Source organism: Acidimicrobiales bacterium, assembly GCA_040219515.1.
Classification (GTDB): Bacteria; Actinomycetota; Acidimicrobiia; order Acidimicrobiales; family Aldehydirespiratoraceae; genus JAJRXC01.
The window spans coordinates 285,190-298,267 of sequence record JAVJSI010000009.1 but is presented as its reverse complement, the minus strand read 5'-3'; the positions used below and the strand labels follow the sequence as shown (position 1 = coordinate 298,267).

The 13,078-nt window shown below is 69.0% G+C and carries 18 protein-coding genes; 13 read left to right on the top strand and 5 right to left on the bottom strand.

Annotated features, from left to right (window positions below; genetic code table 11):
- Positions 1 to 29 precede the first annotated feature (29 nt).
- The 3 genes from RIB98_08155 to ftsY all read left to right on the top strand — a co-directional run bounded on the left by RIB98_08155 (position 30) and on the right by ftsY (position 3,324).
- Entirely contained in the window at positions 30 to 1,109 is a 1,080-nt protein-coding gene (locus tag RIB98_08155; protein ID MEQ8840939.1) for a trypsin-like peptidase domain-containing protein, read from the top strand.
- A gap of 104 nt (positions 1,110 to 1,213) precedes the next feature.
- Complete coding sequence (locus RIB98_08150; GenBank protein MEQ8840938.1) at positions 1,214 to 2,119, top strand: DUF559 domain-containing protein; 906 nt, start codon at positions 1,214 to 1,216, stop codon at positions 2,117 to 2,119.
- Between the two features lie 98 nt (positions 2,120 to 2,217).
- A complete protein-coding gene (gene ftsY / locus RIB98_08145) occupies positions 2,218 to 3,324 on the top strand; it encodes a signal recognition particle-docking protein FtsY (GenBank protein MEQ8840937.1) in 1,107 nt (368 codons plus the stop codon).
- Between the two features lie 30 nt (positions 3,325 to 3,354).
- On the opposite strand, the gene RIB98_08140 is transcribed toward ftsY, so the two are convergent.
- From RIB98_08140 to RIB98_08130, 3 genes are all read right to left on the bottom strand, one after another.
- Complete coding sequence (locus RIB98_08140; GenBank protein ID MEQ8840936.1) at positions 3,355 to 3,486, bottom strand: hypothetical protein; 132 nt, start codon at positions 3,484 to 3,486, stop codon at positions 3,355 to 3,357.
- Positions 3,487 to 3,526: 40 nt separating this feature from the next.
- Positions 3,527 to 3,781 carry a hypothetical protein gene (locus RIB98_08135; GenBank protein MEQ8840935.1) on the bottom strand — a complete coding sequence of 85 codons (255 nt, stop codon included), beginning with the start codon at positions 3,779 to 3,781 and terminating at the stop codon, positions 3,527 to 3,529.
- Positions 3,782 to 3,860: 79 nt separating this feature from the next.
- Complete coding sequence (locus tag RIB98_08130) at positions 3,861 to 4,286, bottom strand: hypothetical protein (GenBank protein MEQ8840934.1); 426 nt, start codon at positions 4,284 to 4,286, stop codon at positions 3,861 to 3,863.
- A gap of 44 nt (positions 4,287 to 4,330) precedes the next feature.
- On the opposite strand from RIB98_08130, the gene ffh reads away from it, so the two are divergent.
- From ffh to RIB98_08095, 7 genes are all read left to right on the top strand, one after another.
- The gene (gene ffh, locus RIB98_08125; GenBank protein ID MEQ8840933.1) at positions 4,331 to 5,791 is read left to right on the top strand and encodes a signal recognition particle protein; all 1,461 of its coding nucleotides are present in this window, start codon (positions 4,331 to 4,333) and stop codon (positions 5,789 to 5,791) included.
- Between the two features lie 102 nt (positions 5,792 to 5,893).
- Positions 5,894 to 6,376, top strand: coding sequence for a 30S ribosomal protein S16 (gene rpsP / locus RIB98_08120; protein MEQ8840932.1), 483 nt, complete (start codon positions 5,894 to 5,896; stop codon positions 6,374 to 6,376).
- Positions 6,376 to 6,621 (top strand): KH domain-containing protein, encoded by a 246-nt coding sequence (locus RIB98_08115; protein ID MEQ8840931.1) that lies wholly within the window; start codon positions 6,376 to 6,378, stop codon positions 6,619 to 6,621. Before rpsP ends, RIB98_08115 begins: the two co-directional genes overlap by 1 nt.
- A gap of 17 nt (positions 6,622 to 6,638) precedes the next feature.
- A complete protein-coding gene (gene rimM, locus RIB98_08110) occupies positions 6,639 to 7,157 on the top strand; it encodes a ribosome maturation factor RimM (GenBank protein ID MEQ8840930.1) in 519 nt (172 codons plus the stop codon).
- A complete protein-coding gene (gene trmD, locus RIB98_08105) occupies positions 7,154 to 7,879 on the top strand; it encodes a tRNA (guanosine(37)-N1)-methyltransferase TrmD (GenBank protein ID MEQ8840929.1) in 726 nt (241 codons plus the stop codon). The genes rimM and trmD overlap by 4 nt, the downstream gene beginning before the upstream one ends.
- Positions 7,880 to 8,002: 123 nt before the next feature.
- Entirely contained in the window at positions 8,003 to 8,350 is a 348-nt protein-coding gene (gene rplS / locus RIB98_08100; GenBank protein MEQ8840928.1) for a 50S ribosomal protein L19, read from the top strand.
- Positions 8,351 to 8,420: 70 nt separating this feature from the next.
- A complete protein-coding gene (locus tag RIB98_08095) occupies positions 8,421 to 8,762 on the top strand; it encodes a YraN family protein (protein ID MEQ8840927.1) in 342 nt (113 codons plus the stop codon).
- 6 nt (positions 8,763 to 8,768) lie between these two features.
- Here the strand turns inward: RIB98_08095 and RIB98_08090 are convergent, their stop codons facing one another.
- Complete coding sequence (locus RIB98_08090) at positions 8,769 to 9,629, bottom strand: alpha/beta hydrolase (GenBank protein ID MEQ8840926.1); 861 nt, start codon at positions 9,627 to 9,629, stop codon at positions 8,769 to 8,771.
- Between the two features lie 13 nt (positions 9,630 to 9,642).
- Positions 9,643 to 9,852 carry a hypothetical protein gene (locus RIB98_08085; GenBank protein MEQ8840925.1) on the bottom strand — a complete coding sequence of 70 codons (210 nt, stop codon included), beginning with the start codon at positions 9,850 to 9,852 and terminating at the stop codon, positions 9,643 to 9,645.
- A gap of 131 nt (positions 9,853 to 9,983) precedes the next feature.
- Here RIB98_08085 and RIB98_08080 point away from each other — a divergent pair, with 131 nt between their 5' ends.
- The 3 genes from RIB98_08080 to RIB98_08070 all read left to right on the top strand — a co-directional run bounded on the left by RIB98_08080 (position 9,984) and on the right by RIB98_08070 (position 13,035).
- Positions 9,984 to 10,343, top strand: coding sequence for a cytochrome c (locus tag RIB98_08080; GenBank protein ID MEQ8840924.1), 360 nt, complete (start codon positions 9,984 to 9,986; stop codon positions 10,341 to 10,343).
- 99 nt (positions 10,344 to 10,442) lie between these two features.
- Positions 10,443 to 11,960 carry a YifB family Mg chelatase-like AAA ATPase gene (locus RIB98_08075; protein MEQ8840923.1) on the top strand — a complete coding sequence of 506 codons (1,518 nt, stop codon included), beginning with the start codon at positions 10,443 to 10,445 and terminating at the stop codon, positions 11,958 to 11,960.
- Positions 11,944 to 13,035 (top strand): DNA-processing protein DprA, encoded by a 1,092-nt coding sequence (locus tag RIB98_08070; GenBank protein MEQ8840922.1) that lies wholly within the window; start codon positions 11,944 to 11,946, stop codon positions 13,033 to 13,035. The genes RIB98_08075 and RIB98_08070 overlap by 17 nt, the downstream gene beginning before the upstream one ends.
- Positions 13,036 to 13,078 lie beyond the last annotated feature (43 nt).

Genomic DNA, 13,078 nt, shown 5'->3' with positions numbered 1-13,078 from the left:
CTCTCGGTCCCCGGCGCCGACGCTGGCGGGTGGCGTTAGGTGTGCTGGCCTCTCTGCTCGTCCCCTTGTCGCTCGTCTCGGGTGGCATCGTGATCGGCTCGGCGCTGACCGATGACCAGACGGTCGCGGTACCGGTGGCCGTCGGCAACGGCAGCCAGCCGACCTCCGGCACCGACGACGGCACGCCCTCCCAGCCGGTGGTGCCGCTGGTGCCCGACGACTCGACCGAGCCGGTCGCCGACGTCGCTCGCGCGGTCGCCCCATCGGTCGTGCTGATCCAGACCAACGTCGGCCAGGGCTCTGGCATCGTGTGGGATGCCGACAACGGCTACATCGTGACCAACGATCACGTGACGGGCGGGGCCACCTCTGTGGTGGTGCAGTTCGCCAACGGCAACCGAGTTCCGGGCACCGTGGTGGGCGGCGACCCTGCTCGGGACATCGCGGTCGTCCAGGTCGAGCCGTCAGACGAGGCGCTCGTCGCCGCCCAGTTCGCGCCGACGGCCTCGGTCGAGGTCGGCCAGCTCGCGGTGGCGATCGGCAGTCCCTTCGGACTCGACCAATCAGTCACTGCGGGCATCGTGTCGGCCGTGAACCGCATCAACCAGTACGGCGGCTCGGACCCCACCGATCCCGTCGACGTCGAGATGATCCAGACCGATGCCCCGATCAACCCCGGCAACTCCGGCGGCGCGCTGGTCGACCGCAACGGCCTGGTCATCGGCATGAACACCCAGATCCGCACCGACGGCATCAGCACCGGCAACGTCGGCGTCGGCTTCGCGGTCCCGTCCGACACGATCCTGTTGATCGCCGAGCGCATCGTCGCCGGCGAGTCGCTCGAACTCGCGCACCTCGGTGTGAGCGGCGAGACCCCCGCCGACGGCACCGTCGGGGCATTGGTCACCGCCGTGGTCGAGGGGGCTCCCGCGGCTCGTGCCGGACTGGTCGCCGGCGACCTCATCGTCTCCCTCGACGGGAAGCTCGTCAGCTCGATGCAGGAGCTCTCCGCCGACGTGAAGCTCTTCCGCCCGGAGGAAGTCGTCAACATCGAGTTCATCCGCGACGGCGAACGCCTCGAAACCGCGGTCACCCTCGGCGCCAGCTGACCCTCTCTCCGTTCTGTGACCTGAGATGGCGACCTGGTCGCCACGCCAGGTCACAGAAGCGGGTCGGTGGGATGATTGTCGTACCCGGTCGACAGAGTGGGGGCATGCAGGACGTCTCGGTCCTCGCTCGGACGGCTGCGAGCCAACACGGCCTCCTCACCTCACGACAGATCGAACAACTTCTCGGCACTCGTCATGGGCTCCGCGCGCTCGTCGATGGCGGCGTCGTGCGACGTCGGAGGCTCGGTGTCTACGAGCTGGCAGGTTCCGCACCGAGCTGGGAGGCGGATGTGATGACGGTGCTCCTCGCCACACCCCGTCTCGCGGTCGCCAGCCACCGAAGCGCGCTGCGCCTCTGGGGAATGCGGTCTGTCGATGACGACATCGATGTGAGCATTCGATACCCGGGGCGGATCAATGCCCCGGATGCCAAGATCCGGCGGATTCGAGACCTGACGCAGCACGAATTCACCTACATCGAGGGTGTGCCGGTCACCATTCCTGCACGTACGTTGTGTGACGCCGGGCTCGTCTTTCCCGAGAACGAAGTCGAACGGCTCGTGCACCATGCGGTCGCGAAGGAGATTGTGACCGTCGAGGAACTCTGGCGGTATCGCCAACGGGTGGGCCGCAAGGGTCGCAATGGCGTGGGTGCGCTCGACCGGGCGCTTCGACGACTACCCGGTGAGGTGGTGAAGGCCGATTCCGGGCCGGAAGTCGAGATGGCGAGACTCTGCCAGGAGGCCGGCCTGCCATCACCCGTCTGGCAACACCCGGTGATCGCTCGCGGTCGTCGGTATGTGATCGACTTCGCCTATCCCGAGGCGCGGCTTGCGGTCGAGTACGACGAGTTCGGCGAGCACACTCGACCCGAGAAGTTCGATGCTGATCGAGTTCGACAGAACGACCTGCAGGAGACGGGGTGGACCGTGATCCGGTTCGTCTGGGCGGACCTGCGTGACCGACCCCACGAGGTCGCCGCCCGCATCCGTCGATTCCTCGTTCTGTGACCTGGCGTGGCGAACAGGTCGCCACGCCAGGTCACAGAAGCATCGGTGTTGGCGTGGTCGGGAAGTAGCGGGGGAGGGGGACGGTAGGGTTTGCGGCGATGTTGTTCGCCGTTCTCATTGCCGTCGCCGCCGTCGTCATCATTGGTGCGTCGGCGTTCGTTCTTCTCCGTGACCGCAACGACGGTCTGCTCATCGAGGACCGCCCACCGACCGAGGTGGAGCGCGCCGATGGCACCACGCTGGTCGATGAGCCGCTCGTCGACGAGCGGCCGTTCGTCGAGGATGCGCCCCGCCCGAGCTTCCGTGACCGGCTCGCCACCGCCCGGTCGGCCCTCGGTGGCTATCTCGGCTCGGTCTTCTCCGGCGGCAAGATCAGCGGCCAGACCTGGGACGACCTGGAGGAGGCGCTGATCCGCGCCGATGTCGGTGTTGCGACATCCACGTCCATCATCGATGCAGTGCGGGAGAAGGTCGCGGCCGGCGACATCGAGGACACCTCGGAGCTCCCGGCGCTGGTCAAGGCCGAGATCGTCGAACGCCTCGGCGGCTTCGACCGCACCCTGTCCACCGATGTGGTGGCAGCCGGCGGCGAACCCGGACCGGCCGTGTGGCTGTTCGTCGGCGTCAACGGCGTCGGCAAGACCACGACCATCGGCAAGCTCGCGTCGCGGGAGTCGGCGGCGGGCAAGAAGCTCGTACTCGCGGCCGGCGACACGTTCCGGGCCGCGGCCGCCGAGCAGCTCACCATGTGGGCCGAACGCAGCGAGGTCGACATCGTGCGCGGCGCCGAGGGCGCCGACCCCAGCAGCGTCGTCTTCGACGCCGTCGAGCGAGCCAACGCCCGCGGCGCCGACATCGTCATGGCCGACACCGCCGGTCGTCTCCAGAACAAGACGAACCTGATGGAGGAGCTCACCAAGGTCCGCCGCGTCGCCGAGAAGGGCGCCGGCACCGTCACCGAGACCTTGCTCGTGATCGACGCCACCACCGGCCAGAACGGCATGTCGCAGGCCGCCACGTTCGCCGAGGCGGTCGACGTCACCGGTGTGGTGCTCACCAAGCTCGACGGCTCGGCCAAAGGCGGCATCGTGATCGCGATCCACTCCGAGCTCGGTGTGCCGGTGAAACTCGTGGGTCTCGGCGAGGGCATCAACGACCTCGTCGACTTCGACGCCACCGAGTTCGTCGACGCGCTCTTCGAATAGGCAGGGTGCGAGTAGGGCCTGTTCGAGTGGCTACCCGATCGGCCGCATGATCGTGGTGAGCGTGGTGTCATAGCCCATCGCGCAGATGGCATCGGTCGTGGCCTCGTCGACGGTGAGGACGGTCAGGTCGAGCTCGCCTCGGGACAGGCCACCGGACACCACGGCCAGCGGCTGGGTGATGGCGACGAAGTCGTCGTAGATCTCACGATCGGTCGCAGCCAGTTCTGCTCCCTCGTTGCAGCGGGTCGTCCGACTCGTCGGGCCCGCAGTCGGTCAACGTGATGGGCGCCGCGAGGCTGACGCCCTCGATCGCAAGTCGGCAGTGCTGGGATGTCCAGACCGAGAAGCCTTCGCTGAGCTGGCTCTCGTCGGTGAAGACATCGATCTTGGCGAGGGCCTCCCGCCACCGGAGGACGTGCACGAGGCGGCCGTCTTCCGCTTCGTCGACGCGCTCCATCACCCGGTCGGCGAACGGGTCCGAGTCGCCCCTGAGCAGGCCGGTTCCATCGAATCCCCGCCCGAGTCGCAGCGTCGGCTCAGCCCAACTGGAGCCCGCAGAGGTTCATCTCGGTCTCGAGTGCATCGATCGCGCCATCGAGCTCGGCTTCCTTGTTCGCTCGCGCCGCGATGTACGCCTCGGGCCAGGGGGCCCGCTCGAGTTCCTGGCCGGCGATGAGGGTGAAGTCGGCCATGCGCCCGATCTCGGGCCGCAGCTCGAAGGGGGCGATCGTTTCGACGGCGTAGAAGGCCTCGAGCGCGGCGTCGAGATCGGCGGCATCGACCTCGGCGGCGTCACCGGTGAGGATCGGCCCCACTCCGACGAGACCGCGGGCCCCTTCGCACCAGGCGGCCTCGTCGATGGTCGGCGCGTCGCCGCCATCGCGACTCACGAGGAACGCGGTGACACCGAAACCCACCACGAGAACCAGCAGGATGAGCATCTGTCGGGGCGTGAGGGTCATGGCCCCGCACGCTACCGGCGACTCGGTGGGTAGTCTGACCGCTCATGTTCGAGACGCTCACCGATCGATTCGACAACATCTTCAAAGGCCTGCGGGGCCGCGGCAAACTCTCCGCCGACGACGTCGACGAGGCGTTGCGGGAGATCCGCCGGGCCCTGCTCGAGGCCGATGTCAACCTCGACGTCGCCAAGAACCTCACCGGCCGCATCCGCGACCGGGCCGTGGGCGAAGAGCTCTCCAAGGCCCTCAATCCCGGGCAGCAGATCGTCAAGATCGTCCTCGAGGAGCTGACCGAGAGCCTCGGCGGCGAGGCGATGAAGCTCACCTACGCATCGAAGCCGCCCACGGTCGTGCTGATGGCCGGTCTTCAGGGCGCAGGCAAGACCACGAACACCGGCAAGCTCGCGATGTGGTTCAAGAAGCAGGGGCGCAACCCCTTGCTCGTCGGCGCCGACCTCCAGCGCCCGGCCGCGGTCGAACAGCTCCGCACCCTCGGCGGTCAGGTCGGTGTGCCGGTGTTCTCCGAGGCCACAGACCCGGTCGACGTGGCGAGCAAGGCCATCGCCGAAGCCAACCGCACCGGTCGCGACGTGGTGATCGTCGACACCGCCGGCCGTCTGGCCATCGACGCCGAACTCATGGCCCAGGTCGGCCAGATCTCCGACGCCGTCAACCCGGACTACACGTTCCTCGTGGTCGACGCCATGACCGGCCAGGACGCCGTCACCGTCGCTCGCGCCTTCAACGAGACACTCGCCCTCGACGGCGTCATCCTCACCAAGATCGACGGCGACGCCCGCGGTGGCGCCGCCCTCTCGGTCAAGGAGATCGTCGGCAAGCCGATCGCCTTCCAGTCAACGGGCGAGAAGCTCGAGGACTTCGAGACCTTCCACCCCGACCGCCTCGCCAGTCGCATCCTCGGCATGGGCGACATGGAAACGCTCATCGAGAAGGCCGAGGAAGCGTTCGAGGCCGAGGAGGCCGAAGAGGCGGCCGCGCGGCTCCTCGAGGGAACCTTCACGCTCGAGGACTTCCTCGAGCAGATGCAGCAGGTCAAGAAGATGGGCCCGCTCGGCAACCTCATGGGCATGATGCCCGGGCTGCCGAAGGAGGCGCGCGACGTCGAGATCGACGACCGCCAGATCGCCCGCATCGAAGGGATCATCCACTCCATGACGCCCGGCGAGCGAATCGATCCCGACGTGATCGACGGCGCCCGGCGCCAGCGCATCGCCCAGGGTTCGGGTGTGCAGCCGAACGAGGTCAAGGCCCTGCTCGACCAGTTCGGCCAGATGCGCAAGATGATGAAGCAGTTCGCCGGCTTCGGCACCAAGAAGTCGAACCCGAAGGCACGCGGCGGCAAGGGCAAGAAGGGCAAGAAGAAGCGCGGCGGCCGGGTGACCGAGAAGGGCCCGGCCAAGGTCGGCAAGTCGCCGCTGTCGCTTCCGGGCCTCGAGGATGCGCTCCAGGGTCTCGACGACGGCGAGTTTCCCAAGCTCAACTAGACCCGCCGGGTTGTGAACAAACCCGTGCCCAGATTGAATTGTCGGGTTGCCCGGCCCCGACTCGCCGCGCAGATCTCCTCTCTTCAGAAAGAAACACCACACATGGCCGTCAAGCTCCGCCTCATGCGGATGGGCAAGAAGAAGCAGCCCACCTACCGCGTCGTCGCCGCCGACTCCCGCTCGCCCCGCAACGGGCGGTTCATCGAGATCATCGGCACCTACGAGCCGCGTCAGGATCCCTCGGTCATCAAGATCGACAACGAGCGGGCCGTGCACTGGCTGAGCCATGGCGCGCAGCCCACCGAGCGCGTGGCGAAGCTCCTGAAGATCTCCGGTGCATGGACCGAGGCGACCGGCGAGACCGTCGACGCCGCCGTGCCCACGGCCGCTCCTAAGAAGAGCAAGAAGCAGGTCGAGAAGGAAGCCGAGGCCGCCGAGGCTGCCGCGGCCCCTGCCGAAGAGGCTCCTGCGGACGAGGCACCGGCCGCCGAGGCCGCCGCCTCCGCTGACGCGGATCCCGCGGATACCGCGGATACCGATGACGCTGCCGCTCCGGCGGATGCCGGCGAGAACAAGGACTCCTGATGTCGAGCGAAGCCGCACAGGCCGTTTGTGAATACGTCGTCAAGCAGATCGTCGACAATCCCGATGCGGTGAGCGTCGAGCTGTCCGATCGTGACGGCGGTTACCGTCTCGACGTCACCGTCGGCGACGGCGACATGGGCCGGGTCATCGGCAAGCGCGGACGGGTCGCCAGCGCGATCCGCACCGTGGTGCGAGCCGCCGGCCACGAAGACGACATCTCCATCGACGTCGAGTTCGTCGACTGAGTCACGAGCACCGTCCGATGCTCGAGGTCGGACGCATCACCCGCCCGCACGGCGTGCGCGGCGATGTGAACGTGTTGCTCACCTCAAACCGAACCGAGCGCGTCGCGGTGGGCGCCGTGCTCCACACGACGGACGGTCCGCTGACCGTCCGTTCGTCGCGCCCGCACAAGTCCGGCTACATCGTCACGTTCGCCGAGTGCGGCGACCGGGAGCGGGCCGAACAGCTGCGTGACACGGTGCTGCTCGGTGAGCCGATCGATGATCCCGACGAGTTGTGGGTCCACGAGCTGATCGGTGCCGTGGTGATCGACGAGGGCGGCGTCGAGCGGGGCCGCGTCGTGCAGGTGCTCGACAATCCGGCCAGCGACATCCTCGAGCTCGATTCGGGTGCGCTGGTGCCGGTGCAGTTCGTGACGTCGCTCGACCCCGGTGTGCGCATCGACGTCGACGTACCGGCGGGCCTGTTCACCCTCGACGACCCTGACGACGACCCTGACGACGATCCCGACGACGACCCTGACGAGACCCCGGCGTGAGCCTGCGGATCGACGTCTTCACGATCTTCCCCGAGATGGTCGATGCCGGCGCCCGGGAGTCCGTCATCGGCCGGGGCCGACGCGACGGTCACCTCGACCTGCGGGTCCACGACCTGCGGTCGACGACCACCGATGTACACGGCACGGTCGACGACGCGCCGTTCGGGGGTGGCGCCGGCATGGTCATGATGCCCGAGCCACTCTTCGGTGCGGTTGAGGCGGTGGAGCCACCACGACCGTTGTTCTATCTGTCGCCCGCGGGACGAACCTTCGACCAGCCGATGGCCCACGAGCTGGCCGAATCGGGTGGGTTCTCGCTCCTGTGCGGACGCTACGAGGGCATCGACGAGCGAGTGCGCGAACACCTCGTCGACGGCGAGGTCTCGGTCGGCGATGTCGTGCTGGCCGGCGGGGAGGTCGGCGCGCTGCTGATCATCGAGGCCGTGGGCCGACTCGTGCCCGGCGTGCTCGGCAACGCCACGTCGACCGACGACGAGTCGTTCGCCGACGGACTGCTCGAATACCCGCACTACACACGGCCGGCCGACTTCCGGGGCTGGTCGGTTCCCGATGTGCTGCGCAGTGGCGATCACGCGAAGGTGGCGCGTTGGCGGCGGGCCCAGGCCCTGCGCCGCACGATGGCGCGACGTCCCGACATGATCGAGGCGCGCGGTGGCATCGGCCCGGCCGACCAGAAGCTGCTCGACGAATTCGATCTGTAGGTCCGACCGTCTGTGTGGGTCGGCAGGGTGGCGTCTGCCATCGGTGCCTCTAAACTCGACCGTCGGCCCGGGTCCCTCGACCCGCCGCGACCACTCTCACCCTCTCTTCATGCGGAGCCTGCGATGCAGCCCACCGATCTCATCGACAACCTGAGCCTTCGGGACGACATTCCCGACTTCGCTGCGGGTGACACCCTCAAGGTCCACGTGAAGGTCATCGAAGGCAACCGCCAGCGCACCCAGGTGTTCGAAGGCGTGGTCATTCGTCGACAGGGCGCCGGTATCCGCGAGTCCTACACCGTCCGCAAGCTCAGCTTCGGCGTCGGTGTCGAGCGCACGTTCCCGCTGCACTCGCCGATCGTCGAGACGATCGAGCGCGTGAGCCGCGGCGACGTGCGTCGTGCGAAGCTCTACTACCTGCGCGATCGCATCGGCAAGGCTGCCAAGGTCAAGGAAAAGCGCGACTGGTGAGTCGCTGCGGCGCCGACGCAGGTGCCGCCGACATCCGTCGATGTCACACCCCGTTCGTAGCGTCGGCCCCATGGACCGATCACGAGTGGCACTGGGGCAGTGGGGCGAGACCAGAGTGGCGCGGCACTACGAACGTGCCGGCTACGAGGTGCTCGACCGGAACTGGCGCGTACGCGGCGGTGAACTCGACCTCGTACTCGGCCGCGACGACGAGATCGTGTTCTGCGAGGTGAAGACCCGATCGTCGGACCGGTTCGGCGCCGGGGTGGAAGCCGTCGGTGTGCGCAAACAACAGTTCCTGCGCCGCACGGCGGTGTCGTGGCTCGATGCCCACGACCGACGGGGTCGGCTGCGCTTCGACGTCGCGGCTGTCACCGGCAATCGGATCGACGTGGTCGAGGCGGCCTTCTGAGGGTGGTCAGTGTGCGGCCAGGAACTCGGCGATGGCGCTGATTGCCTCGTCCGACTCTGGCGCGCCGAGTATCTGGAACACGTGAATGGCCTCGTCCCAGCGTTGCAGGGTCACGTCGCCGCCGGCGCGTTGGATCGCGGCGGCGGTCTCGAGACTGTCGTCGAGCAGCACTTCGCGTCCGCCGACCTGGATGAGCACGGGTGGCAGTCCCGACACATCGCCCAGGCCGGGTGACACCCCGGGGTCGGTGAGCGCCGTGTCGCCGGCGTACGCCCTGGCGTAGACGGCCAGCGCGTCGGAATCCACGAGCGGATCGGCATCGGCCTGGGTCCGGTGCGAGCCGTTGCGGCCGGTGAGATCGGTCCACGGCGACAACATCACACCGGCCGCGCATCGGGTCCCGCGGTCGCGTAGGCGGGTGAGCACGGTCAGGGTCAGGCCACCGCCGGCGGAATCGCCGGCAACGACGATGCGGTCGGCGTCGATGCCCTTGTCGACGAGCCAGTCGAAGGCGGCGAGCGCATCGTCGAGCGCGGCGGGGTAGACGTGTTCGGGCGCGAGTCGATAGTCGAGAACGAGGACGGGCAGACCGGTCTCGGCCCCGAGTCGGGCACCGAAGGCGCTGTGGGTGCTCAGCCCGCCCATCACATAACCGCCGCCGTGGAGGTAGAGGATGGCGCCGTCGCCGGTGGCTCCCTCGGTGATCCAGGCCGCCGGTCGGGCATCGACCACCACCATCTCGTGGACGAGGTCGGCCGGGACCTCGCTGGACGCGCCCATTGCCGCGCGGTCGGCGTCGATGTCGCCGCTGGTGATCGACAGGGTGCGGAGCACCTCGATCGTTGCCTCGAGTTGTTCGCTGGCCATCGTCGTCTCCTCGTCAGCGCGGTTTCTTGCGGGTCTTGCGTCCGTCCCAGCAGCCCCGATGCCAGTGACGGCGAAGGTCGGGGGCCTCGCTCGGGACCACCGCATAGTGCCCCGTCCCGGGCGGAATGTCCCTATTGCAGTTCGGGCAGAGGTAGGTCTTGGTCGCCTGATAGGGCTGGAGGAATCGAACGTCGACGTCGCCGTAGGCCTCTGGATCGTCCATCAGCCGAGGAACGCCCAGAGCACGAGCAGCACGGCGACCAGGATCGCGGCACCGACGAACAGATAATCGCTCGGTCGGCGCCGATGCGGCCGGGTGGGGTCCATTCCCATCGGGTCAGTATCGTCGGCCTCATGCGGACCCCCACCCCCCTCCGGGGACTTCTCGCCGCCGGTCTCACCCTGGTGCTGTTCCTCGGCGGGTGTGCCGAAGACCCGCCGGCCGTGCCGCTGGGCCCCGACGGCGAGCCCGACGACGTCCTCGCCCTCGGTCGTGACGTCTTCGGGTCGCGTTGCAGCAGTTGCCATGGTTCGTCGGGTGGCGGGGGTACGGGTGCGCGGCTCGCGGGCGAGGTCGTCGAGAAATTCCCGGATCCGGCGGACCAGGTCGCCGTCGTACGCGACGGTCGGCAGGGCATGCCGAGTTTCGGCGGGACACTCACCGAGGCCGAGATCGAGGCCGTTGTTCGCTACACCCGCGAGGTCTTGAAGTAGGGGTGCGGGAGTAGCGGTGTCACACGCCGGCGCTAGGGTCGGTTTCACGCTCATCGTCTGCGCCAAGGCGATCTCCGGATTCATCCATCGGAGGTCCCCTTGCTTGCCACGATTCCGTCATCGACCCTCGATGGGCTCGATGGGGCACGCGTCTCGGTCGAAGTCCATGTCGCCAACGGTCTGCCCGGCTTCACGATCGTGGGTCTGCCCGACACCTCGTGCCGCGAGGCACGCGACCGCGTGCGCGCGGCCATCGAGTCGAGCGAGCTCACGTGGCCGCTCCAGCGGGTGACGGTCAATCTGGCGCCCGGCGGGTTCCGGAAGGTCGGTGCCGGGCTCGACCTCGCGATCGCGCTCGGCATCCTGGGTGCCACCGATCAGATTCCCATCGGGCAACTGGCTGGCCTTGCCGCGGTCGGCGAGCTCGGGCTCGACGGCAGCGTGCGGCCGGTCCGGGGTGTGCTCCCGATGGTCGACGTGCTCGACGAGGCCCGTGTGGTGGTTGCGGCAGCCGATGCCCGGGTAGCGGCGCTGGGACTCGCCGAGCGATGCCGCCCCATTCGTCGGTTGCGCGACGCGGTCGACGCACTGAACGAAGGGCTGCCGTGGCCCCACGTCGAACTGGCCTGCGATCTCGACCTCCCGCCGCTCGAACCCGATCTCGCCGACGTGCGCGGTCAGGACGCGGCTCGCCGTGCGCTCACGGTGGCCGCCGCCGGGGGACACCACCTCCTGCTGGTGGGACCGCCGGGCGCCGGCAAGACCATGCTGGCCCGTCGTATCACGGGTCTCCTGCCCGACCTGCGGGCCGGTGCGGCCCGCCAGGTCACGCGGGTCCACAGCGCAGCCGGTCTTCCGTTGCCACCGTCAGGGCTGGTCCGGCGGCCACCGTTTCGGGCACCCCATCACTCCGCATCGATGCCGGCCCTCGTCGGTGGCGGGTCCGGTCACGCCCGACCCGGGGAGGTGAGCGTGGCCAGCGAGGGTGTGCTGTTCCTCGATGAGCTGGGCGAGTTCGCGCCGAGTGTGCTCGACGCGCTTCGCCAGCCCCTCGAGGAGGGAGTCGTCCGGATCGCTCGTTCCGGTGGCACGCGCGAACACCCGGCCCGGCTCCTGCTGGTCGCCGCCATGAACCCGTGTCCTTGCGGCGAAGGAGGCAGCGTCAACTGCCGCTGCAATCCGGCATCGCGCTCCCGCTACGCCTCGCGGGTCTCGGGCCCGCTGCTCGATCGACTCGACATCATGGTCCACGTCGATCGGCCCTCACCGTTCGCGTTGCTCGACGCCGAACCCGGCGAGTCGACCGCCGCCGTTGCCGCTCGGGTTGCCGAGGTGCGACGCCTCGCCCACGAGCGGGGGGCCGAGTGCAACGCCGAACTCAGCCGGGACCAGCTCGACGAGTGTGCGCCGCTGGCCCCACAGGCGCTCGAGATGCTGCACGCGGCGATCAAGGGCGGTGCGCTCAGCGGTCGCGGCGCGATGCGAGTGCGCGCCGTCGCCCGCACCATCGCCGACCTCGACGGCGGCGGCACCGAGATCCGTGCCTGCGACATCGCCGGTGCGATCGGCATGCGAGCTCGCCCGCCGATGGGAGGCGACGATGTCGTCGGCCGGTGAGCACGCAGCGGCGTTGGCATCGCTGCCCGGCGCCGGATCGGCGCGGCTCGGCCGCCTGCTCGAATCGTCGTCGGCATCGGCGGCATGGGCGAAGGTGCAGTCGGGTCGTGTGCCGGTCGAGATCGCGCCGGCTGCGGTTCGGGCCGAGTGGCGGGCCGCGGCGGTCGCGGTCGACCTGGCCTCGGTCCGGGCGTCGTTGCAGTCGGCCGGTGTCATGGCCACCACCTGGCACGACGGCGAGCATCCCGCCCAGTTCACCCGCGACATCGACCCGGCACCGATTGCCTTCCGGCGCGGTGCGCTGCCTGATCCGGCATTGCCCCACGTGGCCATCGTGGGCACTCGACGGGCGTCGGCGATCGGTCGGGAGATAGCCCGTGACCTGGGCTTCGGCCTCGCAACCGCCGGAGTGGTGGTCGTTTCCGGCTTGGCGTTGGGCATCGACGGGGCGGCCCATCGGGGCGCGCTCGCGGCGGCCGGCGTTGCGCCGGTGGCGGTCGTCGGGAGTGGATGTGATGTGCCGTACCCGCCGGCCAATCGCGAACTCTGGGCCGAGGTCGGTCATTCGGGTGCCCTGCTCAGCGAAGCACCGATGGGCGCCCGGCCCGAGCCGTGGCGGTTTCCCGCCCGCAACCGACTCATCGTGGCGATGGCCGATCTGGTCGTGGTCGTCGAGTCGCGTTCGGCCGGCGGATCATTGCTCACGGTCGACCAGGCCATCCGGCGCGGGGTCGACGTCATGGCGGTGCCCGGTTCGCTGCGCAACGGCGCAGCGGCGGGCACCAACCGTCTGCTGTCCGACGGATGTGCGCCGGTGCTCGATGTCGACGATGTCACCGACGCGCTCGGGCTCGACCGTTGCGGGGCGTCGATTCGGCGGTCCGGCACGCGAACGGCCCCGTCACTGAGCGATGCCGCGGCGACGGTGCTCGGCGCCGTCGACGACGGGCCCACGTCGATCGACCAGTTGGCGTCTCGAGCCGGCGTCGGTGCCGGCGAGATCTTCGCCGTGTTGGCCGAACTGGAGTTGGCGGGGTTGATCATGCACGACGGCGCACGGGTTCGGCGATCGTGAGCGGGCCGGTGATCGGTGGCGGTGGATGCCCGGCGGCCGCGGT

Bases quoted from the DNA above. Each gene is read 5' to 3' on its own strand.
- RIB98_08150 (MEQ8840938.1), top strand. From the start codon at position 1,214: ATGCAGGACGTCTCGGTCCTCGCTCGGACGGCTGCGAGCCAACACGGC.
- ftsY (MEQ8840937.1), top strand. From the start codon at position 2,218: ATGTTGTTCGCCGTTCTCATTGCCGTCGCCGCCGTCGTCATCATTGGT.
- RIB98_08135 (MEQ8840935.1), bottom strand. From the start codon at position 3,781: ATGGAGCGCGTCGACGAAGCGGAAGACGGCCGCCTCGTGCACGTCCTC.
- RIB98_08130 (MEQ8840934.1), bottom strand. From the start codon at position 4,286: ATGACCCTCACGCCCCGACAGATGCTCATCCTGCTGGTTCTCGTGGTG.
- ffh (MEQ8840933.1), top strand. From the start codon at position 4,331: ATGTTCGAGACGCTCACCGATCGATTCGACAACATCTTCAAAGGCCTG.
- rpsP (MEQ8840932.1), top strand. From the start codon at position 5,894: ATGGCCGTCAAGCTCCGCCTCATGCGGATGGGCAAGAAGAAGCAGCCC.
- RIB98_08115 (MEQ8840931.1), top strand. From the start codon at position 6,376: ATGTCGAGCGAAGCCGCACAGGCCGTTTGTGAATACGTCGTCAAGCAG.
- rimM (MEQ8840930.1), top strand. From the start codon at position 6,639: ATGCTCGAGGTCGGACGCATCACCCGCCCGCACGGCGTGCGCGGCGAT.
- rplS (MEQ8840928.1), top strand. From the start codon at position 8,003: ATGCAGCCCACCGATCTCATCGACAACCTGAGCCTTCGGGACGACATT.
- RIB98_08095 (MEQ8840927.1), top strand. From the start codon at position 8,421: ATGGACCGATCACGAGTGGCACTGGGGCAGTGGGGCGAGACCAGAGTG.
- RIB98_08090 (MEQ8840926.1), bottom strand. From the start codon at position 9,629: ATGGCCAGCGAACAACTCGAGGCAACGATCGAGGTGCTCCGCACCCTG.
- RIB98_08085 (MEQ8840925.1), bottom strand. From the start codon at position 9,852: ATGGACGATCCAGAGGCCTACGGCGACGTCGACGTTCGATTCCTCCAG.
- RIB98_08080 (MEQ8840924.1), top strand. From the start codon at position 9,984: ATGCGGACCCCCACCCCCCTCCGGGGACTTCTCGCCGCCGGTCTCACC.
- RIB98_08070 (MEQ8840922.1), top strand. From the start codon at position 11,944: ATGTCGTCGGCCGGTGAGCACGCAGCGGCGTTGGCATCGCTGCCCGGC.